The sequence below is a fragment of the Pectobacterium aroidearum genome (assembly GCF_015689195.1).
Taxonomy (GTDB): Bacteria; Pseudomonadota; Gammaproteobacteria; order Enterobacterales; family Enterobacteriaceae; genus Pectobacterium; species Pectobacterium aroidearum.
On sequence record NZ_CP065044.1, the window covers coordinates 4,397,355 to 4,420,378 of the forward strand.

21 protein-coding genes are annotated in these 23,024 nt (G+C 52.9%); 13 read left to right on the forward strand and 8 right to left on the reverse strand.

The features are described from left to right. Positions 1–49: 49 nt before the first annotated feature. From I2D83_RS19585 to I2D83_RS19600, 4 genes are all read right to left on the reverse strand, one after another. On the reverse strand, positions 50–1,087 hold the full coding sequence (locus I2D83_RS19585) for an NADP-dependent oxidoreductase (protein WP_194431521.1): 1,038 nt from the start codon (positions 1,085–1,087) through the stop codon (positions 50–52). 198 nt (positions 1,088–1,285) lie between these two features. Beyond that, positions 1,286–2,470 carry an aldo/keto reductase gene (locus I2D83_RS19590; protein WP_205947159.1) on the reverse strand — a complete coding sequence of 395 codons (1,185 nt, stop codon included), beginning with the start codon at positions 2,468–2,470 and terminating at the stop codon, positions 1,286–1,288. 56 nt (positions 2,471–2,526) lie between these two features. After that, the gene (locus tag I2D83_RS19595) at positions 2,527–3,039 is read right to left on the reverse strand and encodes a nuclear transport factor 2 family protein (protein WP_181845061.1); all 513 of its coding nucleotides are present in this window, start codon (positions 3,037–3,039) and stop codon (positions 2,527–2,529) included. 4 nt (positions 3,040–3,043) lie between these two features. Further along, a complete protein-coding gene (locus I2D83_RS19600; RefSeq protein ID WP_181845060.1) occupies positions 3,044–4,111 on the reverse strand; it encodes an alkene reductase in 1,068 nt (355 codons plus the stop codon). Between the two features lie 158 nt (positions 4,112–4,269). Between I2D83_RS19600 and I2D83_RS19605 the strand changes: the two genes are divergently transcribed. Continuing rightward, the gene (locus tag I2D83_RS19605; protein ID WP_181845059.1) at positions 4,270–5,175 is read left to right on the forward strand and encodes a LysR family transcriptional regulator; all 906 of its coding nucleotides are present in this window, start codon (positions 4,270–4,272) and stop codon (positions 5,173–5,175) included. A 208-nt stretch (positions 5,176–5,383) separates the two neighbouring features. Here I2D83_RS19605 and I2D83_RS19610 read toward each other — a convergent pair whose 3' ends face one another. Beyond that, positions 5,384–5,890, reverse strand: a complete 507-nt coding sequence (locus I2D83_RS19610) for a TIGR00645 family protein (protein WP_181845058.1) — start codon at positions 5,888–5,890, stop codon at positions 5,384–5,386. Positions 5,891–6,217: 327 nt separating this feature from the next. Between I2D83_RS19610 and rhaT the strand changes: the two genes are divergently transcribed. After that, complete coding sequence (gene rhaT, locus I2D83_RS19615) at positions 6,218–7,252, forward strand: L-rhamnose/proton symporter RhaT (protein WP_205947160.1); 1,035 nt, start codon at positions 6,218–6,220, stop codon at positions 7,250–7,252. A 248-nt stretch (positions 7,253–7,500) separates the two neighbouring features. Here the strand turns inward: rhaT and I2D83_RS19620 are convergent, their stop codons facing one another. Next, positions 7,501–8,115, reverse strand: a complete 615-nt coding sequence (locus tag I2D83_RS19620; protein WP_205947161.1) for a YagU family protein — start codon at positions 8,113–8,115, stop codon at positions 7,501–7,503. A gap of 736 nt (positions 8,116–8,851) precedes the next feature. On the opposite strand from I2D83_RS19620, the gene I2D83_RS19625 reads away from it, so the two are divergent. From I2D83_RS19625 to I2D83_RS19650, 6 genes are all read left to right on the forward strand, one after another. Next, on the forward strand, positions 8,852–10,465 hold the full coding sequence (locus tag I2D83_RS19625) for an ABC transporter substrate-binding protein (RefSeq protein WP_181829897.1): 1,614 nt from the start codon (positions 8,852–8,854) through the stop codon (positions 10,463–10,465). Continuing rightward, on the forward strand, positions 10,443–11,402 hold the full coding sequence (locus I2D83_RS19630; protein ID WP_012773138.1) for an ABC transporter permease: 960 nt from the start codon (positions 10,443–10,445) through the stop codon (positions 11,400–11,402). Before I2D83_RS19625 ends, I2D83_RS19630 begins: the two co-directional genes overlap by 23 nt. Continuing rightward, positions 11,395–12,261, forward strand: coding sequence for an ABC transporter permease (locus I2D83_RS19635; protein ID WP_010285293.1), 867 nt, complete (start codon positions 11,395–11,397; stop codon positions 12,259–12,261). The genes I2D83_RS19630 and I2D83_RS19635 overlap by 8 nt, the downstream gene beginning before the upstream one ends. After that, positions 12,258–13,967: a dipeptide ABC transporter ATP-binding protein gene (locus I2D83_RS19640; RefSeq protein WP_205947162.1), complete on the forward strand. Its 1,710-nt coding sequence runs from the start codon at positions 12,258–12,260 to the stop codon at positions 13,965–13,967. Before I2D83_RS19635 ends, I2D83_RS19640 begins: the two co-directional genes overlap by 4 nt. A 75-nt stretch (positions 13,968–14,042) precedes the next feature. Continuing rightward, complete coding sequence (gene yefM / locus I2D83_RS19645; RefSeq protein WP_039324900.1) at positions 14,043–14,294, forward strand: YoeB-YefM toxin-antitoxin system antitoxin YefM; 252 nt, start codon at positions 14,043–14,045, stop codon at positions 14,292–14,294. Next, positions 14,291–14,545 (forward strand): Txe/YoeB family addiction module toxin, encoded by a 255-nt coding sequence (locus I2D83_RS19650; protein ID WP_039282578.1) that lies wholly within the window; start codon positions 14,291–14,293, stop codon positions 14,543–14,545. Before yefM ends, I2D83_RS19650 begins: the two co-directional genes overlap by 4 nt. 59 nt (positions 14,546–14,604) lie before the next feature. Here I2D83_RS19650 and I2D83_RS19655 read toward each other — a convergent pair whose 3' ends face one another. Both I2D83_RS19655 and rhaS read right to left on the reverse strand, forming a co-directional pair. Then, positions 14,605–15,459 (reverse strand): helix-turn-helix domain-containing protein, encoded by an 855-nt coding sequence (locus I2D83_RS19655; protein WP_205947163.1) that lies wholly within the window; start codon positions 15,457–15,459, stop codon positions 14,605–14,607. A 24-nt stretch (positions 15,460–15,483) separates the two neighbouring features. Then, positions 15,484–16,323 carry an HTH-type transcriptional activator RhaS gene (rhaS, locus tag I2D83_RS19660; protein ID WP_205947164.1) on the reverse strand — a complete coding sequence of 280 codons (840 nt, stop codon included), beginning with the start codon at positions 16,321–16,323 and terminating at the stop codon, positions 15,484–15,486. Positions 16,324–16,658: 335 nt separating this feature from the next. Between rhaS and rhaB the strand changes: the two genes are divergently transcribed. From rhaB to I2D83_RS19685, 5 genes are all read left to right on the forward strand, one after another. Then, complete coding sequence (gene rhaB / locus I2D83_RS19665; RefSeq protein ID WP_205947165.1) at positions 16,659–18,149, forward strand: rhamnulokinase; 1,491 nt, start codon at positions 16,659–16,661, stop codon at positions 18,147–18,149. Next, positions 18,146–19,408 (forward strand): L-rhamnose isomerase, encoded by a 1,263-nt coding sequence (locus I2D83_RS19670; protein ID WP_205947166.1) that lies wholly within the window; start codon positions 18,146–18,148, stop codon positions 19,406–19,408. Before rhaB ends, I2D83_RS19670 begins: the two co-directional genes overlap by 4 nt. A gap of 4 nt (positions 19,409–19,412) precedes the next feature. Then, on the forward strand, positions 19,413–20,237 hold the full coding sequence (rhaD, locus tag I2D83_RS19675) for a rhamnulose-1-phosphate aldolase (RefSeq protein WP_181830003.1): 825 nt from the start codon (positions 19,413–19,415) through the stop codon (positions 20,235–20,237). A gap of 88 nt (positions 20,238–20,325) precedes the next feature. After that, positions 20,326–20,640: an L-rhamnose mutarotase gene (rhaM, locus tag I2D83_RS19680; RefSeq protein WP_205947167.1), complete on the forward strand. Its 315-nt coding sequence runs from the start codon at positions 20,326–20,328 to the stop codon at positions 20,638–20,640. A 555-nt stretch (positions 20,641–21,195) separates the two neighbouring features. Next, positions 21,196–22,773: a methyl-accepting chemotaxis protein gene (locus I2D83_RS19685; protein ID WP_205947168.1), complete on the forward strand. Its 1,578-nt coding sequence runs from the start codon at positions 21,196–21,198 to the stop codon at positions 22,771–22,773. Positions 22,774–23,024 lie beyond the last annotated feature (251 nt).

The following is a 23,024-nucleotide window of genomic DNA, read 5'->3' on the forward strand; positions in this document are numbered from 1 at the left end:
CAATTTTTACGCCAACTCGCTCTTCGCCAACGCGATTGCGCGTCTGTCGTTACGCATCCGGCCCGATTCTGACCACTAATTTGCCAAAGTTACGACCGTGCAGCAGGCCAATGAAGGCGTCGGGGGCGTTTTCCAATCCGTCGACAATCTCTTCACGATATTTGATCTTACCTTCTGCCACCCACGGCGACACATCCTTCCAGAACTCCTCGAAGCGATGCCCGTAATCATCAAAAATGATGAATCCCTGCATGCGGATACGCTTTTTCAGGATCGTCCCCGCCAGCAGAGGTAAGCGGTCCGGGCCATCAGGCAGCCCAGTGGCATTGTAGCCAGAGACTAATCCACACACCGGAATACGCGCTGAGGTATTCAACAACGGCAGCACGGCGTCAAAGACTTTCCCACCGACGTTTTCAAAGTAGATGTCGATGCCCTGCGGGCAGGCCTGCTTCAACTGTTCGGCAAAATCATCCGCCCGGTGGTCAAGGCAAACATCAAACCCCAGTACCTCAACCGCGTAGCGACATTTCTCCGCCCCGCCGGCTACGCCAACAACGCGGCAGCCTTTCAATTTCCCGATCTGACCAACCGTCGCGCCGACCGGACCAGTCGCGGCGGCTACCACCAGGGTTTCACCCGCTTTCGGCTGGCCGATATCCGTCAGCCCCATATACGCGGTGAAGCCCGGCATCCCCAGCACGCCCAGTGCGTAGGAAGGATTGGTCGGCGACTGCCCCAGATTGGTTAATCCTTTACCGTCAGAAACCGCATAATCCTGCCAGCCGCTGTAGGACAACACCCAGTCACCTGCCTGATAATCGGGGTGTTTTGACTCCACCACGCGGCTGATGGTTCCACCGACCATCACGTCATTCAGTTCGACAGGTTTAGCATAAGAAGGGGCGTCGCTCATGCGGCCACGCATATAAGGATCGAGGGAAAGAAACACGGAGCGCAACAGCACTTGCCCCGCATCTACGGATGGGACTGCCTGCTGTTCCAGACGAAAATTCTCTTGTGTCGGCGCGCCGTGCGGGCGTTGAGCCAAAACCACACGGCGGTTAATGCGATCGGTTTGCGGCATAATATCCTCCATTAGACAAAGCGCGTTGATGAAATCACTTCGTTAACAATAGGATCTGTTCTTTCTTCTGGCTACGCAAACCGTGCGGCACATCGTGTTGATACAGTTCGATAAAAACATCCTGTATCCGATCGATAAAAACCAGCTCAAAAGGATTGGCAACGATAATGACTTTCGAGCTGGTTAAAAATGAATACCTTATGTGGGAATCGGGGCGTCCCTAGAAATCAACTTCTGCTCACGTAACTCATCCCAGAATGCCTGCGGGATACCCACTTTCATTGATTGAATATTCGCTTTCACCTGTGCGGGAGCACGGGCACCAGGAATAATGGCAGAAACAATAGAAGGCGCGGCGGCAAACTGAAGTGCAGCGGTTCTGATATCCACACCATGCCGATCAGCAATTTTTGCCAAATGCGCGCGCTTCTCAACGACACCTGGCGGCAATTGTGTACTGAAATGATAACGATTCCGTCCGCCCAGGAATCCATCATTGAGTGGTGTTCCAACCGTAACGGTAATCCCTTTTTTAGCCAAAATCGGGAACGTTTTCATCAGTGTATCTTCATGGTCAATGATACTGTACTGACAGGCTAACAGTACAATATCGGGTGTCGGCCCCTCTAAAGCCGCCGCCATCGTAGCTGCATCGGGACGATTAATGCCAAAACCCCAGGCCTTTATCACCCCTTCCTTACGGAGTTTCTCCAATTCGGCCATTGCACCGAGGCGAGCGGTGTCGAAGGAGGTTGTCCAGGGCTGGGAGAGTTCTGTGTTCTCTGGACCGAGATCGTGAATGTAGACGATATCAATACTAGAGAGCCCCAAACGTTGGAGACTATCTTCAATAGAGCGTCTTGTTCCTGCCGCGGTGTAATCATACTCATAGGAAAAGTTGAGTTTGTCCGCCCACAACGATGCTGGCAATGCTTCCCGACTGGGATGGAATACCCGCCCGACTTTAGTCGAGATAAGGTACTGATCGCGCGGTTTATCGCGCAGAAATGCACCGAGTCTATGTTCTGAAAGGCCATGCCCATAGAAAGGCGACGTATCGTAGTAACGAACCCCGCCATCCCAGGCAGCCTGCAACGTCGCCTGAGCTTGCGCATCGCTGATCGGCGCAAAAATATTACCAATCTGTGTCCCCCCCATGCCGAAACGAACTGGCGTTCGGTAACGAACACTTTGGTCAGCAGCATTGAGGGGTAACGATGTTTTGGTGATTTTACCCCGAGTAGGGAGTACGCTTCCTTGTATGGTTTCAGGCTTAAAGCTCGCTACGTCACCCAGTGCTTGACCCGATTGTGCTAATACTGAACCCGTGGCAACAAGGGCAGCCCCACCAGCCGCTAATCTCAGAAACTCTCTGCGCTCCATCTCCGATACCTCTCATGTTGTGTTAGCCGCGAAATATTCCCATCATTTAGCCTTTCTTAACGTAAATCGGGTGCCTCATTGAGTAATGCAGGATCCCAGTGCTCAACCGCCTTGCCATCCCGGATCCGCCATGTGTCGTACCAAGTGGTCTTATAGGAACCGCCCGGCGCGTTAGGATCGCTAACCGTCCGAGGATAAAGCACCGTTACTAAATCCCCTTCGGCAAGTACTGCAATGACTTTCATATTAAGCCGCTCGGGGAGCGGGCGAGGTTTGACCTTGAGGACTTTGGTAAAATAATCAACGACAGCAGCACGACCACTCTGCGCATTTGGGTTGTGTTGCAAATACGCCTCAGAGAGGAGCTCATCCGCCTTGTCCCAATGCCCCGCCTCCAACAAATCCCGAAGAATCCTATAAACGACTTGCTTATTCGCATTCAATACAGGATCAGGGCTAGTGAATAGCCTTTCCGAGTTACTGGCAACATGCTGTGGAGTCTGTGCTTGTACACCCGCAGACATCAGGCCCGTCGCCAGTGCCACGGTCAATAACGCCATTTTTATCATTCATTTATCCTGTGATTGATGGGTAATCGTTATAACCTCGGGCATCACCACCATAAAAGGTAGCGACATCGGGAGTATTGAGTTCAGCACCTTGCTTGATACGGGCAGGCAAATCAGGATTCGCTAAGAAAGCCTTACCGAACGCCACGGCATCCACCAAACCACTGCTGACAGAATCGGCAGCCTCCTGAACGGAGTACCCCATATTCGCCACGAGAACTCCGTCATAGGCCTCTCTCATCGGGGTCATGACATCTCCGGTTTGCTCACCGCGAAAGTCGCCACGCATCATATGCAGGTATCCCAGTTTATAAGCGCTCAGTTGCTTACCCAACCAACGGCTGAGGCCGACAGGGTCTTCATCACGCATATCATTGACACCGTTTAGCAGTGACAATCGCAGCCCAACACGTTGGCTCCCCAAAACCGCGCTTACCGCATCGATCACTTCAAATAGTAAGCGAGCACGCTTTTCGCGGTTACCGCCGTAATTCCCCTGGCGTTGGTTACTGCCACTACGCAAAAACTGGTCAAGTAGAAAACCATTCGCACCATGAATTTCGACGCCATCAAAACCGGCTTGTTTTGCATGATGGGCCGCCTGTACAAATGCACTAACCACCGCAGGTATTTCACTATCCGCCAATTCGCGTGGAACAACATAAGGCAGCTTGCCTTCCGGCGTATGCACTTCTCCCTGTATCGCAATCGCGCTCGGCCCGATGGGCGGGTTACCCTCATTTAGCGCAGGGTGCGTAGCTCTTCCCCCATGCCAAATTTGCAGAAAAATGCGCCCCCCATGTTGATGCACTGCGTCCGTGACAGAACGCCAGCCCGCGATTTGCGCTTCGGAATAGATGCCCGGTTCGTGCCAAAACGCGGAATGCCCGGCACTGATCATCGTAGCCTCTGCGATCAGCAGGCCTGCACTGGCTCGTTGAGCATAATGCTGGGCCATCAATACCCCAGGTACGTGGTCTGGTTCAGTACGGCAACGGGTTAATGGTGCCATAAAAATTCGGTTATCTGCCGTAAAGGCCCCCATGGGCAATGGCGTGAAAAGATCGGTCATCAGCGTTTACCTGTTCGTAAAGTGTGTCGAGTAAAAAAGATCGTTTTCCTTTTCGTGCAATAAATAGTGGCGTCCTTGTAGGTATTCCGTAAATTGATATATTTGGATTTCATTATTCCAAATTAAGGAATAATGTTGATGATGAAAGAGGCATAAATATGAACCGTCTGGAAGTACTGCGCATTTTTACTGCCGCAGCCGCGAGCCATAATTTTCGTGATGCGGCAAAAAAACTCGGCGTCTCTGCACAAGTGGTTACACGGGGTATTCAATGTCTGGAAGACGAGCTTGGAGAAGTGCTCTTCCACCGCAATACCCGAGGTGTGCAATTAACAAACTTTGGCGAAAGATTCGTTATCCCGGCTCAGCAGGCGATATCAAACGTAGAGGGTCTATTTCAGCATCCTAATCGTCGGCAGTTATCTGAATATGTCGGTGTAGTAAAAATCACGGCTCCCCCTTTTCTTATTCGTGACGTTGTGATGTCCACATTGAGCCAACGATTAGCGGACTTTCCAGGTTTATTCCTTGATTTTCGCCTATCGGAGGAATGGGCTGATACCGTCAATCAACAAATTGACATCGGCATACGTCTGGGCCCGCTGCGTGATAATCGCTGGATCGCTAAAGCCGTAAAAAAAGTACCTTTTTATGTGGCGGCGACGCCTGCGTTACTTGCCCGCATAGGAACACCAAAGCATATTGATGAGCTGGAAAAGCTACCGACTACCGCGTTACTTGATCGTCGTACCGGGCGCACATGGCCCTGGTTATTCAGCCAAGATCGCCTTCTGTCGCCATCGCGCCCCGTCATCGTCGTTGACGATCTGGAAGCGGAGTGTGCAGCAGTCTTGTCAGGTATGGGTATAGGGCAATTATCAGGGATCATCGCGACCCCCTATCTACGTAGTGGTCGTCTTGTTGCAATGCTTAGTGACGATATGCCAAATCCCTGGCCTCTCCATGTTTATCGCCCACAAGCAGGCCCGGTTCCTGCCAGAGTGCGGCTAGTATTTGATACTCTGGTAGAAATATTAGGCAACATCGACCTGACTCTTCCCTGAAAATGCTCGTCGCTATGCCTCCGCATTCGGCACCAACCGCGCATTGACGAACGTTACGGCCATTACTGCAGGCCAAGACAGGCTTCGGGGCATCGGCAACCGATGGCAGTGGGAGTCAGCAACACATCGACACAGTGGAATACGCACGGGAGATTCGCCCCTATCAACACGACGTTAAAGGCGCTCCCGTCGAGTTTTTCACCGGTAATTATGCTGTTTTACTTTTTTCGTAACGTGACATGCGATCCAGATAGCCCATGACGAGCGCAGACAGCACAAACGTCAAATGGATAATCACATACCACATCAGCTTGTTATCTGGGATATTACGGGCATCCATGAACACACGCAGCAGATGGATCGACGAGATCGCGACAATCGAGGCAGCCACTTTATTTTTCAGCGAGCCGGAGTCCATCTTACCGAGCCAGTTCAATTTTTCTCTGCCATCGGTGATATCTAATGCCGACACAAAATTTTCATAGCCGGACAACATCACCATCACCAGCAGTCCGCCAACCAGCGTCATATCGATCAGTGACAACAACACCAATACCAAATCCGCTTCCGCTATATCAAAGATATTAGGCAGAACGTGGAACACCTCCTGGAAAAACTTGATCGCCAGCGCCAGTAAGCCCAGCGATAGCCCGAGATAAACAGGGGCAAGCAGCCAGCGCGAGGTATACATCAGATTCTCAATAAAACGTTCCATAACTCACTATATGCAGGTGGAAAAAGAGGGGAATAATAGCGAAAAGTTCTGCTGCGGTGTTAATCAATTCTTGAACAGAATGCGGTATTTACAGAATGCTCTGCCTTATCACGCCTTCAGAGATCAATTCCACATTTTGTGATCTTGCCTGTATCAACCTTCAAACCGATGCCGCCCCTCTTCCCCTCGTGGCACGCATCGGAAGGTGCGCATTTTTTCACCTTCCTACACTGTTTAGCGCCAGCAGGTCTGGCAACACTCATACACCGCACTCTACATTCAGAGCCGACTACAGGCTTACTACAAAGTAAAAAAAAGGGGTTACGCATGAGCAATCCTATTCTTCTTGGTATTTTCTGGCACTTCATCGGCGCGGCCAGCGCGGCATGTTTTTATGCGCCGTTTAAGCAGGTCAAAAACTGGTCGTGGGAAACCATGTGGTCACTCGGCGGATTTTTCTCGTGGATTATCCTGCCATGGTGCATCAGCTGGTGGCTACTTCCTGATTTTTGGCGCTATTACGGTTCGTTCGATATGGCGACCCTACTCCCCATCTTTCTCTTCGGCGCCATGTGGGGCATCGGCAATATCAACTATGGCCTGACGATGCGTTACCTTGGCATGTCGATGGGCATCGGGATCGCCATCGGCGTAACGCTGATTATCGGCACGCTGATGACGCCCGTCCTGCAAGGTAAGTTCTCGGTTCTGTTTGGCTCGGCAGGCGGCCGCATGACGCTACTGGGCGTGCTGGTCGCGGTCATAGGCATTGCGATTGTTAGCTACGCGGGTTTACTGAAAGAGCGTGCACTCGGCATTCGTGCCGAGGAATTCAACCTGAAAAAAGGGCTGATTCTGGCTGTGATGTGCGGCATTTTCTCCGCAGGCATGTCCTTTGCGATGGACGCCGCAAAACCCATGCACGCCGCCGCACAGGCGCAGGGGATCAATGCACTGTATGTCGCCCTCCCAAGCTACGTGGTGATTATGGGCGGCGGTGCCGTCGTGAATCTGGGCTTCTGTTTCACCCGTTTGGCTACCTGCAAAGGCATTTCATTAAAAGCCGATCTGGCACAGGCCAAACCGTTACTGATTGCCAATGCGCTCTTCGCCATTCTGGGCGGCGTCATGTGGTATTTACAGTTCTTCTTCTATGCCTGGGGGCACGCCAACATTCCGGCCGATTACACCTATATCAGTTGGATGCTGCACATGAGCTTCTACGTGCTGTGCGGTGGCATCGTCGGCTTACTGTTTAAAGAATGGAAAGCCGTGGGTCAGAAGCCCGTGCGCATGCTGGTATTGGGCTGCGTGGTGATTATTCTGGCGGCGAATATTGTCGGGTTAGGCATGGCCGCATAAGCGCCTTAGCATCGCGTTCGGTGCTCACTGAGCGATTACCGAATGCGATGCTAAATAGCCTTGCTCATACCGAGGCGTTTTATGGTCAGAGAAATGAAAACGCCCTGAGAGAACCTCAAGGCGTTGGATAGATTTCAATGTTTACGGCTAATTTATTTCACCGCTAACGTATTTTCCGATAATTAATAGCGCAACACTAAAATAATAAGCATCGCAATATTTCACATTATCTAAAATAAAATCACAGACTATCGTGAAGCACTCAGAGGAATCTCTGGATCAGGCTCGTGAGTCATACGATTACGCAAATCACGACGAATAATCTCAATAGACCAGAACCAAATTAGGTGACCCACGATTTCTGATACATGTTCATACCAAGGGAGAACAAACAGAGATGGCGTCAGCCCCATCAATGGGAATGAAATCATATGGACGAATAATTGCGCCAGCGCACCCGCCAACAGACCTTGCCATAATTTTATTTTAGGAAATACTTCTGCAACAACGCAGTAACCTACAGCAAAAACAATAGAGAAAATAATATGCGTCACACCAACCCAATTGAATACATGGCCGGCAAAGGTATAAACAGCCGCATTAGGGTCAACAACGCCAAGCCAGTCGCGTAAAAAAATGTAGGGAGGGTTAAGAAAATTACGAGAGCAATCAATGTGCTCGGCAGCTCTAATCAGTGATTCAGGTGCACAAGCACCAGTAAACATATCCGTAGGGCTACGTGGCGGAAGCGGATTTTCTGCGCCCCATTTGACGAAAGATGAAACAATACCTGCAATCAAACCAATAAAAGCAGCCAATCCATAGCGTCTCCGGGATGGAGGTGTTTGTTCAAAAAAGTTCATTTTTTTACCAATCTAACCATTAAAGGTTATATTCTTACATAGGTATTACGCACTTATAAAGCGGTTAATTGGTCTATCGGATAATCTCTCTAGTATATTTTGTTATTAGGAACACGGTTTTAAATTTTGTAAAAATGAAAAGAAGAAATCATGCGTTTCTTTTTTGTGAAACTTTTATTCAATAATTGAAAACCCAGATTCTCTAACGTAGACGAAATGTATATCCCCCGAGAGAGAAACGAATAATAACGCATCAATAAAGCGTCGATAATAAATAGCCTGGTTATTTATTTGTAAAATAATAACAGTTCAGTAACTCATACTCTCATCTTGTATCCCTTTCACTCAGAATATTTCCTCACATCAGCAAAAGTTGATATTCAGTTGCGACAGATCGGAAAATGAAAAATCCCGCACACCTTATTCTCGCTTATTTATTAATCAACGCGGAACCAAGCTGGGCGCTGATGTTCCTCACGCCCGTGTAGCTATAGGTAATCCCCCTGTCGCTGAGGCGTAGCAACAGGTACTTCAATCAATAGTAGTAATAAAGCAGGCATCACCACTGAGTTTCAGGCAGAAGTCTCACTCATCAGCGAACGTAACCGCTTTTCGCATATATATTTTTATGGAATTGAAAATCCACTTTTATTCTTTTACATGCATAAGGCTGCCCTCTAGAGTAGCGAAAAGACCGCCGTGTATGGCCTCATGTCATTGGTAAAGGACACAGGGAATGGAAAAAACACATCCGCAAGTTACGACTCTCGCTGCAGGGTTACTCTCGTTACTTTTCGCACTCAATCCCGGCGCTTATGCTGCACAAAGCAATGAAAAACCGGTGGCTGGCGGTATTCTGAATGTTGGTCTGGGCAGCGATACGCCGATTATCGACCCGCATATTACGGCCTACGGCGTAACGGCACTGATTGCACGTAACGTGGTGGATTCACTGGTAGGACAGGCGGAAGATAATCGCTTTACGCCCTGGCTGGCGGAAAGTTGGAAAATAAACGACGACAACACCGAGTACACCTTCCATCTGCGTAAGGACGTCACGTTCAGCGACGGCACCAAGTTGGATGCAGCTGCGGTGAAATACAATATCGAGCGTATTCTCGATCCGAAAACCACCTCCAGCTACGCAAAATCGCTGTTAGGCCCAATCGACAAGATCTCGACGCCGGATGACTATACGATTGTGCTCCACTACAGCTCACCGTTTGCGGCGCTGCTACAGGGGCTGAGCCTGCCTTATCTGGGCATTCAATCCCCGACGTACCTGAAGAACACGCCAAACACCAGTAACACCGTGGTAGGTTCCGGGCCGTTTATTCTCGACTCCTTTGTGAAAGGCAGCGGCAGTAAGCTGACAAAACGCCCTGATTACAACTGGGGACCGGGTTATGCCAAGCATACTGGCCCAGCCTATCTGGACGGTCTGGTGTTCAAATATCTGCCGGAAGCGTCGGTTCGCCTGGGCGCACTGAGCAGCGGTCAGATTCAGGCAATTGACGCCGTACCGCCCGCCAATTTCCCAACGGTGAAGCGCAATCCGAAGCTGGAAGTGATTACCTATGAGAACCCGGGCGTTAACCGCGTGCTCTATCTCAATACCACCAAAGGTCCTTTCCAGGATGTCGCGGTGCGTAAGGCATTCCAGAGCGCCGTAGATACCAACGCGGCGGTGAAAGTCGCTTTCTTCGGTACGCTGAAAGCCGCCGATAACGTTCTCGGCCCGGCCACGCTGTACTACGATCCGAGCGTTGCATCCCGCTGGGGCTTTGATGTGAAAAAAGCCAACGAGCTGCTGGATAACGCAGGCTGGAAACAGAAAGACAGCGAAGGCTTCCGCACTAAAGATGGCAATCGTCTGAGCGTCAAATTCGTTTACGCCTCAACCAACGTTGAAGCAGCGGATGTCGCGCTGTTCCAGGCGGTGCAATATCAGGTGAAACAGGCAGGCTTCGATGTTCAACTGACGCCGGTTGATGCGGGTGAGTTCACCACGCGCACCAATGCCAATGAGTACGATATTGCCTCCAACTTCTTCGTACGTGCAGAACCGGATATTCTGCGTACCGTCTTTGATTCGGCCTATGCGCCACCGAACGGCAACAACTTTACGCGCATCAGCGTGCTGAATGACAAGCTGAGAAAGGCTATCGGCGCGGGCGAAGCGGAACGTAAACAGCTCTATAGCGAAATACAGCGTGAGGTCATCGATCAGGCGTATGTGGTTCCACTGTACATTCCCGCCTACCAACTCGGCCTGTCCAAACAGGTACAGGGCATAAGCTGGGCTACCAACGCAAAACCGAACTTCTATGATGTCTGGATTAAACGTTAATCTGTACGCGTTAGGTAAACGTCTTTTCACCATTCTGGCTGTGCTCTGGGGCGCAGCCACATTGACGTTTATTGCCGTCAAACTGATCCCCGGCGATCCGGTCGCCATTCTTAGCGGCGGCGATAATGTGGTGGATGAAGCCTATCGCGCCGTACTCATCAAACAATTTGGGCTCGACCAACCGCTGTGGGTGCAATATCTGCGCTACTGCGGACAGGCGCTACAGGGTGATTTTGGCGTCAGCTATCTCTATCGCCTGCCGGTTGGTAGCGTGATTAGCGATGCGATGCATGAAACTCTGCCGCTGGCGCTCGGCGGCCTGATTCTGGCGCTATTCCTCGCGATTACCAGCGCGCTGCTGACCGCAGGCCGTTATGGTGCGCTGCGTACCACCGTGTCGTGGCTGGAACTGACGCTGCTTAGCACGCCGGTTTACTGGATTGGGATCGTCCTGCTGAGCCTGTTCAGCTTTCGCCTGCAATGGTTTCCGGTTACTGGCAACGACGGGGTGATGTCGCTGGTGTTGCCGGTTATCACGCTAAGCCTGCCGATTGCCGCGATTCTGAGTCAGGTACTGCGTGACGGTCTGGAAGAGGCACTCTCCCAGCCGTTTTCATTAACCGTACGCACACGCGGCGTCAGTGAAATCCGGCTGCGCTTTCGCCACGGTTTACGCCACGCGGCGCTGGCAGCCTCAACGCTGACCGGTACGCTGCTGGCAAGCGTACTCGGCGGCTCCGTGCTAACTGAAACCGTCTTTGGCCGCGCCGGGATCGGGCAGGTCACGCTGAGCGCCATTGAAAACCGTGACATGCCGCTAGTGCTGGGCGTCGTGATGCTGTCCGCGTTCCTGTTCGTCGTCATCAACCTGCTGGTGGATGCGCTGTATCTCATCATCGATCCCCGCTTACGCAAGAAGGCGAGCGCCCATGAGTAGTGAACCGATGCCCTTTACACAGACGCCATCCAGAAAAACCTACCGCAGCCCGTGGTTAAGCACGGCGACGCTGCTGCCTGCCGCGATCGTTTTCCTGCTGGCGCTGGCGGTCTTTTTCCCTTCACTGTTTACCAGCCGCACTGCCGATGAAATGGATATGGGAGCGGTATTCCAGTCGCCGAATAGCACCTACTGGTTCGGCACCGATCAACTGGGGCGCGATATTTTTTCCCGTATCGTTCACGGCACCTCGCTGTCGCTGGGTATCGGCGTCGGCGCGATGCTGATCGCCTGCTTCGGCGGCGTGCTGTTTGGCACCTTGTCGGTCCTCGCGCCGCTACGCATCCGTCAGGTTTTGGTGCGTCTGCTGGACATCATGCTGGCGTTTCCCGATCTGCTGTTGGCGCTGCTGGTGATCGCGGTACTGGGACGCGGTCCGGAAAACACCATGCTAGCCGTTGGGCTGGCGGGGATTGCTGGCTATGCCCGTTTGATCCGCTCTCAGGTGCTGCAAGTCAGGCTATCCGGCTATGTTGAGCATGCGATTGCACTGGGCGAACACCCGCTGTATATCGTTTTCCGCCATATCATTCCCAATACGCTGCGCCCGTTGCTGATTGTCGCCACCATTGGCGTTGGTCACGCGGTACTGTCCGCCTCGGCGCTGAGCTTTTTGGGGCTGGGCGTCGTTCCACCGACCGCCGAGTGGGGAGCGCTACTGGCTGACGGACGTAACTTCCTTGATATCGCCCCCTGGGTTAGCCTGCTGCCCGCCAGCGTCGTTGCGCTGTCGGTGATTTCTATTACGTTGCTGGGACGTCGTTTACAGGCCATTTTGGCCAAAGGAGAGGCACGATGAGCCTGAATCCACTTCCTCACCCCTCTCATACCGCTTCAGACACATCCGCGAAGACGCCGCTGCTGCGCGTAGACGGCCTGAGCGTCACGTTTCCCAGCCCTTTCGGCCCCATTCGTTCGGTTAAGAACCTCTCTTTTCAGGTAAATGCTGGTGAAATTCTGGCGCTGGTCGGCGAGTCGGGTTCAGGAAAATCTGTCACCGCTCGCACACTGGTGGGTCTGGCCGGTGAAAACGTTGACGTACAGGCCAACGCCATTGAACTCACGCGCCATGACGGCAGCCTGTGTGATTTACGCTATCTAACCGATCGCGACTGGCGAGCGATTCGCGGCCGTGAAATCGGCTTTGTTTTGCAGGATGCGCTGGTGTCTCTCGACCCGCTGCGCAAGATCGGGCAGGAAGTCGCCGAACCGATTCTGACCCACCGCCTGTTGCCTCGTCAGCAGGTTCCTGCACGCGTAGCCGAACTCCTGACGAAAGCAGGTATTCCCGATCCAGAGCATCGCGCGGCGCAGTATCCGCACGAGCTGTCTGGCGGACTGCGTCAGCGTGCGCTTATTGCTTCTGCATTAGCAGCAGGCCCACAGTTGCTGATTGCCGATGAGCCAACTACCGCGCTGGATGCCACAGTGCAAAAGCAGGTGCTGAAGGTGTTCACCGCCTTAGCGCAGGCAGGGCACGGCGTTTTACTGATCACCCACGATCTTGCCGTTGTCGCAGAAGTGGCGGATCGCGTCATCGTCATGCAGCAAGGATCGCTGGTCGAAGGCGGTGAGGCAAAACAGATCCTGTCAGCACCAACACATCCCTACACGCGTAAATTATTGGCGGCGATCCCCACCGCTTCCACACGGGGAAAATGGCTGGCCGGTGCTGACCCGTTACAGAACGGTATTGCCCCGTCGCCGACTTCGCTGGCAGCGAATCACGCCAGCACCGATGACGCCATTGCTCTGACAGCGGCTCGGATCGCAGTGTCGTTCAAGCGTCCGGACGGCAGCCGGATGCAGGCCGTCAATCAGGTTTCTCTCCAGATCAAGCGCGGTGAAACGCTGGGCATCGTCGGCGAATCCGGTTCAGGTAAAACCACGCTGGGCAAAGTCATTCTGGCGCTGCAAAAGCCGGACAGCGGCGAAGTTCGACTCGCGGACAATGCCTGGAGCACATTAACAGAGCGTGAACGTCGACCTCTGCGTGCACGCATTCAGACGATCACACAAGATCCGCTCAGTTCGTTCGATCCGCAATTTACCGTCGCACAGATTCTGAACCAGCCACTGCGTTCGCGCCGCGATCTCAGCGACGATGAGAAACAGCGGCGCATTCTGACGCTGCTGGAGTATGTCGGTTTGACGCCCGACCTGCTGAGCCGTCGTCCCAGAGCGCTGTCAGGCGGGCAGCGACAACGCGTTTCCATTGCACAGGCCTTGGCTTCGGAACCCGAGATTCTGATCTGCGACGAACCGGTATCAGCGCTGGATGTCACCACACAGGCGCAAGTGCTGGATTTGCTGGTCGCGCTGCAACGCCAGTTAGGGCTAACGATGCTGTTCATCTCCCACGATCTGGGCGTAGTGCAGCACATGAGCCACCGCATCGCGGTCATGAAAGACGGGGATATCGTAGAAACAGGGCCGGTCGAGCAGATCTTCAATCAGCCGCAACACCCTTACACGCGCCTGCTGCTTTCAACGGTGGCGGAGTAGTGCGGTTGACGAAGGATTGAGTGGTTAAAAACGCAACGTCATTGTACAATGATAAGTACATATCAGGAGGTACAAATGCGTACAATTAGCTACAGTGAAGCCCGACAAAATCTATCGGCGACCATGATGAAAACGGTCGAAGACCGTGCTCCCATTCTTATCACTCGACAGAATGGTGAAGCCTGCGTGCTCATGTCTTTGGAAGAATATAACTCTCTAGAGGAGACCGCGTATTTACTGCGTTCACCAGCAAATGCAAAAAGACTGATGAACTCAATCGAGAGCCTTAAAGCTGGCAATGGCGAAGAAAGAGATATCATTGAGTGAAGCTAATCTGGTCAGAAGAAGCATGGGAAGACTACCTGTACTGGCAGGACATCGATAAGCGGATGGTCAAAAAGATCAATGAATTAATAAAAGAAACGCGTAGAACACCTTTTGAGGGAAAAGGAAAACCGGAGCCACTTAAACATAACCTCGCTGGTTTCTGGTCGCGCCGTATAACCGAAGAGCATCGTCTGGTCTATGCCATCACCGATGACGCCATGATGATCGCTGCCTGCCGCTACCACTATTAACCCTTCATTGATTCATCACCCCCATAGCTAAAAAGAGTATGCGGGACAAAAAAGCAGTTTCACTCCACATTCAGGAAGCGCTGGCGGTAGGCGCTGGGCGAGATGCCGAACGCCTGATGGAACACCACAGAGAAGTAGTTGCTGTCTTCAAACCCGCACAGCGCAGCAATGTCGCCGATGGTTTGCAGATCATAACGCAGCAGTTCCATCGCTTTGCATAGCCGCAACTGGCGCAGGTAGTGCGGCACGCTCATGCCCGTTTGTTCTTTAAAGCGCGCACGTAAACTGCGCGCGCTGAAGTGGTGCTGTTCACAGAAGGCTTCAAAGCGGAACGGTGCCGCAATACTGGCACGCAGCGCATTCATCAACATATCTAGCTGGTGCGCATCGGCGAGCTGTGGATTATCCGGCGTGTGACGATAGCGCGCCGCCAGCAGCGCAATCTGCAACAGCAGCGCTTCACTCAGTTGCAGCGACAGCGCATCGGATTTCATACACTCCTGCCTCAGCGCATCCACCTTCTCACGAAGGGTATCCATACCTTCGGAGCCTAGACACCAGTGCCGCTGGCTTTGTGGATGCTCCCCGCCCGGCAGCAACCTCTGCCAGTCAGCCGAGAGCGTCAGGCGGTTGCGAATATAGAGGATATTGTCCAGTTCTAGCCCGTGGACAGATTCATAGCTGTGACGATCGTTAGCAGAAACATAAAACATATCACCACGGGTAATGCGGTAAGGCACATCGTTCCAGAGGTGCAGGCCATTCCCGCGCCAGACAATCACCAGTTCGTCAAAATCATGATGATGCAGCGGAAACACCGGCTGCGGGTGGCGTTCGGCAACCATCACGGCATTCTTGTCGGTGAGGAAATAGTCTTCAGTCTGTAATTTTAAACCCCGTACTGCTGTCGCCATTTCCTCACCCGCAGTTGCTGTTAGCTACTCTTCACGAGAAAACGCCTGATGGCGTAGTGACTTAGGCGCCTGCGAGAATGCCTTGCGGAATTGCGTCGAGAAGTGATTGCTGTCGCTAAATCCACAGGCGTGCGCAATGGTGGTGATGGAATCATCACTCTGCTGCAACCGCCGACGTGCCTCCAGTAATCTTAACCGATTCAGATAGCGTTGTGGCGTCATACCGGTGTGTTGTTTGAGCTGACGATGCAGCGTGCGCAGCGGCAGCGAGAACCGATCGGCCAGACTGCCCCAGTTCACCTCTTCGCTGTAGTTGTTTTGCAACCAACCCAGCAGCGCCTGTACTCCCTGACGCTCGGAACCACTGCTCTGCGTCTGGAAGCACTGTTGACGCAACTGCACCAGAATGTGCAGAAATAGGCTTTCACTGGCGGCAATCGCTTCCGGTGCATCGCTCTGCGCCAGCTCTGCCAGACTGTTCAGTGACTGTTTCAACTGCTGCATCCCCACTGTATTGACCTGCCACTGCCCCTGCCACTCGCCGTTCGGGCCATACGGCAAGAATGCGGCGATATCGGAAAGGAAGCGGAACCCGCGCGGCGAGCGATACAGCATGTTAGTCAGACACAGCCCTTCCACGTCTTCAAACAGATGCCGATCGTTATCACGAACAAAGAACACCGAACCGCTGCATAGCGCATAAGGCTGATCGTTAAACACATGGACGCCTGCGCCCTGCTCCACCAGCACAATTTCCCAGAAATCATGGTAGTGCTCAGGAAAAGCCGTTTGCGGAGTACGCGGTTCTACCGCCACCGTTACGGCACGCGAAGTAAAAAAATCATCACCACGAAGTAACGTCATTTCAGTTCTCCATTCGGCCTCTGGCAAAAATGCGGCCTTTGAAAAAGGGTAGCCAGAAGCCACAGAACCGACCTTAAATTACCGTCACCTGCATGCCGTCTGGCTGCTCTTTTTTTAAGATCGCACCGCCCAATTGGTTGAAGTGTGGTAAGGATCACACCGCATTTTCCCTGATTTTCTCGTGGTTATTTCCCGAATAATTTCCCAGATTGTGAGCCCTTTCACGGTCAGCTTTGTCATTTTGCCAGCCGCCTGTTGTTGATGGCACTCATAGGAAGGTGGCTGCCGTTACCGCTCTTTACACTGCAACACATCCAACAATAAGGAGTGCGGCTATGGCGGTGAAGAATATCGTGGCGGTGGATTTAGGTGCATCCAGTGGTCGAGTCATGCTGGCAACCTTGCACACCGCAACGCAGCATCTGACGCTGAAAGAAATTCACCGTTTCAGCAATACGCTGGTGTTTCAGGACAATCATCACCAGTGGGATCTCGCCGCGCTGGAACGCGATATCCTCACTGGGTTACACCAAATCGATGCCATGGGTATCGTTCCCGATAGCATCGGGATCGACAGTTGGGGCGTCGATTACGTGCTACTCGATAAAGACGGACAGCGTATCGGCCTGCCGTATTCCTATCGCGACCACCGCACCGATGGCGTGATGGCTACCGTCACCACCGAACTGGGGCGTGAAGCTATCTATCAGCGTACCGGCATTCAATTCCTGCCATTTAATACGCTGTACCAGCTTAAAGCGCTGTGCGATGCGCCATCTGACGATCTGCATCAGGTGGCACACCTGCTGATGATTCCCGACTATTTTCACTATCGCCTCACGGGAAGTCTGGTCTGCGAATACACCAACGCCAGCACGACCCAACTGCTTAACCTCGAAAAGAAAACCTGGGACAGCGAGCTACTGGACTATCTGGGTGTACCACGTCGCTGGTTGAGCGATCCGGTACAGCCGGGGCACGCTGTAGGGAATTGGGCTGCGCCGAGCGGACGGCAGATTCCCGTCACCGCCGTCGCCACGCACGATACCGCCAGCGCAGTGGTTGGCGCGCCGTTACAGAGCCGCGACAGCGCCTATCTCAGCTCCGGCACCTGGTCGCTGATGGGTATCGAGAGCGACACACCATTTAACAGCCCGCAAGCGATGGCTGCCAATATCACCAACGAAGGCGGCGTAGACGGCACCTATCGGGTGCTGAAAAACATCATGGGATTGTGGCTGCTACAGCGGGTTTGTCAGGAGCGTGACATCAAGGACTTAGGCGCGCTGATTGAGGCCGCTGCCGCCCTGCCCGCTTTCACCAGCCTGATTAACCCTAATGACGATCGCTTTATCAATCCGCCGTCCATGCATCAGGCGATCCGCGACTATTGCCGTGAGCACGGTCAGCCGATCCCCCACAGCGATGCCGAGCTGGCACGCTGCATCTTTGACAGCCTCGCGCTGCTCTATAGACAGGTAGTTCTGGAACTGGGCGAACTGCGCCACGCACCGATCCACCAGTTGCACATTGTCGGCGGTGGCAGCCAGAACGCCTTCCTGAACCAGCTGTGCGCCGATGTGTGCCAAATTCCAGTTCTAGCCGGGCCGGTCGAAGCTTCGACGCTTGGCAATATCGGCTGCCAGTTGATGGCGCTGGGCGCCGTCGCCGACCTTGCCGCATTCCGGCACATGCTGACTCATAACTTCCCTTTGCATCGCTATACCCCGCGTGCGGAGAGTGATTTTGCCGGGCACTGGCGTCGTTTTCAGGCGCTCAGCCAGCCAGAAACCGCCCCGAAGGGCAAAAAGGAGACCACGCAATGAGCACACCAATTGAAACCGCCTGGCAGTTGGCAAAAGCGCGTTACGCCAGCCTGAATATTGACGTAGAGGCCGCGCTGGAACAGCTCGATCAGATTCCGGTGTCAATGCACTGCTGGCAGGGTGACGATGTGGCCGGATTTGAGAACACCGACGGACCACTGACCGGCGGCATTCAGGCTACCGGCAACTACCCCGGCAAAGCGAGCACACCAGATGAACTGCGTGCCGATCTGGAACAGGCCTTTGCGCTCATTCCCGGCCCCAAACGGCTGAACCTGCACGCCATCTATCTGGAATCCGCACAGCCCGTCGCCCGTAATGAAATTGCTCCCGAGCACTTCCGCACCTGGGTTGAGTGGGCCAAACGCCACCAGCTCGGGCTGGATTTTAACCCGACCTGCTTCTCTCACCCACTGAGCGCGGACGGCTTCACCCTGTCGCACCCGGACGAAAAAGTACGCCGCTTCTGGATTGAGCACTGTCAGGCCAGCCGCCGGATTTCCGCCTACTTCGGTCGCGAACTCGGCACGCCATCCGTGATGAACATCTGGGTGCCGGACGGCATGAAAGACTTGACCATCGATCGTCTGGCATTCCGTCAGCGGCTGCTCAGCGCGCTGGATGAGATCATCGCCGAGCCGCTCGATCAGGCGCACCATATCGACGCCGTAGAAAGTAAGCTGTTCGGAATCGGCGCGGAAAGTTTTACCGTCGGCTCCAACGAATTCTACCTCGGCTATGCAGCCAGCCGCGGCACCGCGCTCTGCCTGGATGCCGGACACTTCCACCCCACCGAAGTCATTTCCGACAAAATCTCCAGTGCCATTCTGTACGTCCCGCGCCTGCTGCTGCACGTCAGCCGTCCGGTACGCTGGGACAGCGACCATGTGGTGCTGCTGGATGACGAAACGCAAGCCATCGCACACGAAATCGTACGCCATAAGCTGCTTAATCGCGTGCATATCGGGCTCGACTTCTTTGATGCCTCGATCAACCGCATTGCCGCCTGGGTTATTGGCACGCGCAATATGAAGAAAGCTCTGCTGCGCGCGCTGCTGGAACCCACAGAAACGTTGCGCAAGCTGGAACAAAACGGCGATTACACCGCGCGTCTAGCTCTGCTGGAAGAGCAAAAATCGCTACCGTGGCAGGCCGTGTGGGAGCACTACTGCCAGCGTCATGACGTCATCCCAGGCAGCGAATGGCTGCAACAGGTGCGTCAGTATGAAGAAACCATCCTCACTCAACGTCAAGGGTAAGACTATGCAAGCAATTCTCTCTTCCTGGTTTGTACAGGGAATGATTAAAGCCACCAGCGACATGTGGCTCAAAGGCTGGGACGAACGTAACGGCGGTAACGTCAGCCTGCGCCTGACGGCTGAGGATGTGACGCCTTATGAAAGCGATTTCTATCCGCAGCCGCGCCATGAGGCGCTATCACAGCCGATGCCGGCACTGGCAGACTGCTGGTTTATCGTCACCGGCTCCGGCAAATTTTTCCGCAACGTTCAGTTGGATCCAGCCGATTCGCTGGTGGTGTTGCAGGTTGATAGCGATGGCAAAGGCTATCGTATTTTCTGGGGCCTCACCAACGGCGGTCTGCCAACGTCTGAACTCGCCTCGCATTTCCAGTCGCACATTGTGCGTATGGGTGTGACCCACGGGCACGATCGCGTCATCATGCATTGCCACGCGACCAATCTGATCGCCCTGAGCTATGTGCTGGAGCTGGATACCGCTAAATTCACCCGTGAACTGTGGGAAGGCAGCACAGAGTGTCTGGTGGTCTTCCCGGACGGCGTGGGAATTGTGCCGTGGATGGTGCCGGGTACCGACGCCATTGGCGATGCCACCTCCGAACAAATGCAGCGTCATTCGCTGGTGCTGTGGCCCTTCCACGGTATCTTCGGCACCGGTCCGACGCTGGACGACGCCTTCGGCCTGATCGATACCGCGGAAAAATCCGCCGAAGTGATGGTGAAAGTGAGATCGATGGGCGGTAAGAAGCAGACGATCTCGACCGAAGAGCTGATCGCACTGGGTAAACGTTTCGGCGTCACCCCTATGGAAGCCGCACTACGCGTGTAGTTCGTCTAACGTATCGCTTTCCTTCAGCCTCAACCCGCCACGGCATCCGCGCCGTGGCGGGCAGCCAACGATTACGGGGGATTCATCCATGTTGCGTAAGGCTTTTGTGATGTCGGTTTTTCCTGGCTGCCACGACGACTACCAGCGTCGCCACAATCCTATCTGGCCGGAACTGGCCGAAGTGCTGAAAAATCACGGCGCGCACCACTACAGTATCTTTCTGGATAAACAGCGCAATCTGCTATTCGGCTATGTGGAAGTCGAATCAGAAGCGCGCTGGGAAGCGATTGCGCAAACGGAAGTCTGCCAGCGCTGGTGGAAACACATGAGTGACGTGATGCCTTCCAATCCCGATAACAGCCCGGTCAGTGAAGCGCTGGAACCCGTGTTCTATCTGGACTAACGCATACTAGACATCATCGTGCAGCGGTAACGACCTTACCGCTGTGTCATTATGGTTGAAGAAATAAAAAGAAATAATTTGTCATTTAACTAATGAATCCTGTTACTTATTATCATTATTTTTAAATCACATACCCTAAATAATTCGAGTTTCAGGAAGGCGGCAAGCGAAGGAATCCCGATGAGCTTACTTGAGTAAGTGATTCGGGTGACTGAACGCAGCCAACGCACATACAACTTGAAGTATGACGGGTATAAATAATTATCGATTATTGATGGCTATCACATTTTATTTTTCCTATTTGTGAATTATCCAACCTTCACATTAAAAATAAAAACATTTATTAAAACAATGTTTAACAACCACCCTTTCCATCTAAAACAAATCCACAAAAAAACAAAAATAATCGAAATTTAGTATCGCCAAAATGCATACAGTTATTATTAAATTCCGTTTACATCCTCTACTCTCTTTATCGAATTACACATTATAAAGATCTTATTTTATTTGCCGTTATCACTATTACCTTCTCTCTAATAATCAATAAGAACCGCGATGAAATTCTCTCAACTCACAGTGTTCTCCAAGTTATTACTCGGATTTTCCGTCCTGATAGCCATGATGTTGCTATTAGGAGTGGTTTCACTACTCCAGCTTAGCGTTAATAATAGTCGTATTGATGAATTAAGCAGCAGCAGTCTGCCCGGCGTGCGATATAGTCTGGAAATGCGCGGCGTATTGTCTGAAACACGTTTGCAGCAAATACAGTATATCGACTCCAAAACCCCCGAGGAGCGCGAAGGCCACCGCAAAGAATTATTGCAAAACGCCGATGCTTTCCTTGCCGCGTTTAAGAATTACCAAACCGTTGCCAACAGCGAGGATAAAAAAGCGCTAATTAAGGTGATTGGCGAAAATTTCTCTGGCTTTAACTCCGTCAATGCCACGCTGATTGATACCGTCAACCGAGGCGATCTGGCTGAAGCGAGTAGAATCAGTGGCGCAAATTCCTCCAAATATCGTAGCCAGCTAATGAAAGATCTGGCGAAGCTGGTCGAAATGGAAGTGGCGACGGCAAAAAATATCGTCGACGGCGCCAATTCGACGTATCGGACGTCACAATACTATGTCTGGGGACTGCTGCTACTTGCTCTGCTGACGACAGCCGTTATCGCCACCATTATCTCACGTAATATCTCACTCCAGCTCGGCGGCGACCCGCATTACGCTCAGGAAATCATGACCGAGATTGCTTCCGGTAATCTCACAACAGAGATCAAGCTACGTCAGGGGGATAACAGCAGCCTGCTGGCGTCCATCAACCACATGAATCGGCAGTTGGTGAACACCGTACACACCATCATGAACGGCAGCGAATCTATCACGCTGGCGTCCAGTGAGATTGCTCAGGGCAACAGCGACCTGTCGCAGCGTACCGAAGAGCAGGCAGCTTCGCTGATTCAGGCATCGGCCAATATGCAGCAACTGACGCACACCGTACGCCAGAATGCGGATAACGCCAAAGAAGCCAGCCAACTGGCACAGCAAACCTCGGAAACGGCTTCTCAGGGTGGGCTTATCGTGGACGACATGCTCAAGCGGATGCATGAGATTTCCGATAGCTCGCAGAAGATCGTCGACATTATCGCCGTGATCGAAGGGATTGCCTTCCAGACCAATATCCTTGCACTGAACGCGGCAGTAGAAGCGGCCAGAGCGGGTAGCGAAGGGAAAGGCTTTGCCGTCGTGGCGGGCGAAGTACGGACGCTGGCACAGAAGAGCGCCAACGCCGCCAAGGAGATCAAAACGCTGATCGAAGGCACCGTTGAGAAGATTACCGACGGCTCCGCGCGGGCAGACAAAGCCAGCCAGGCGATGTCGGAAATTGTGCAATCGGTGAAAAAGGTCACCGATATCGTGGCGGAAATTTCTCAAGCTTCCAACGAGCAGCACATCGGCATCAAAGAGATTAGCGTGGCAGTAGAACAAATGGATCGGGTTACCCAGCAGAACGCAGCGCTGGTTGAAGAATCCGCCACGGCAGCCCATGCGATGACGGAACAGGGGGAGCAACTGCGCGATGCGGTTCGTTTCTTCAAAGTCAATCAGGACCACTTACTGAGAATTCATTAATGCTCATCTGCCCCGTTGGCTACCCAGCGGGGCAGTACATTCTTCCGATCGCTACGGCTTCTGATCCCATCCCTTCCGAGCGCCTCACCCACGGCAGTGCTATACGCCGTAGCAGCGCCTGCTGACAGGCGACAAGCACATTCGCTCTGACTCATGAACAAACGTTGACGTGCGGTTTAGGCAAACGAGGTTATTGTTGCACCACTACACTATGAGTTCTGTTTCTAATACTCAATTCTACGACCCTGTTT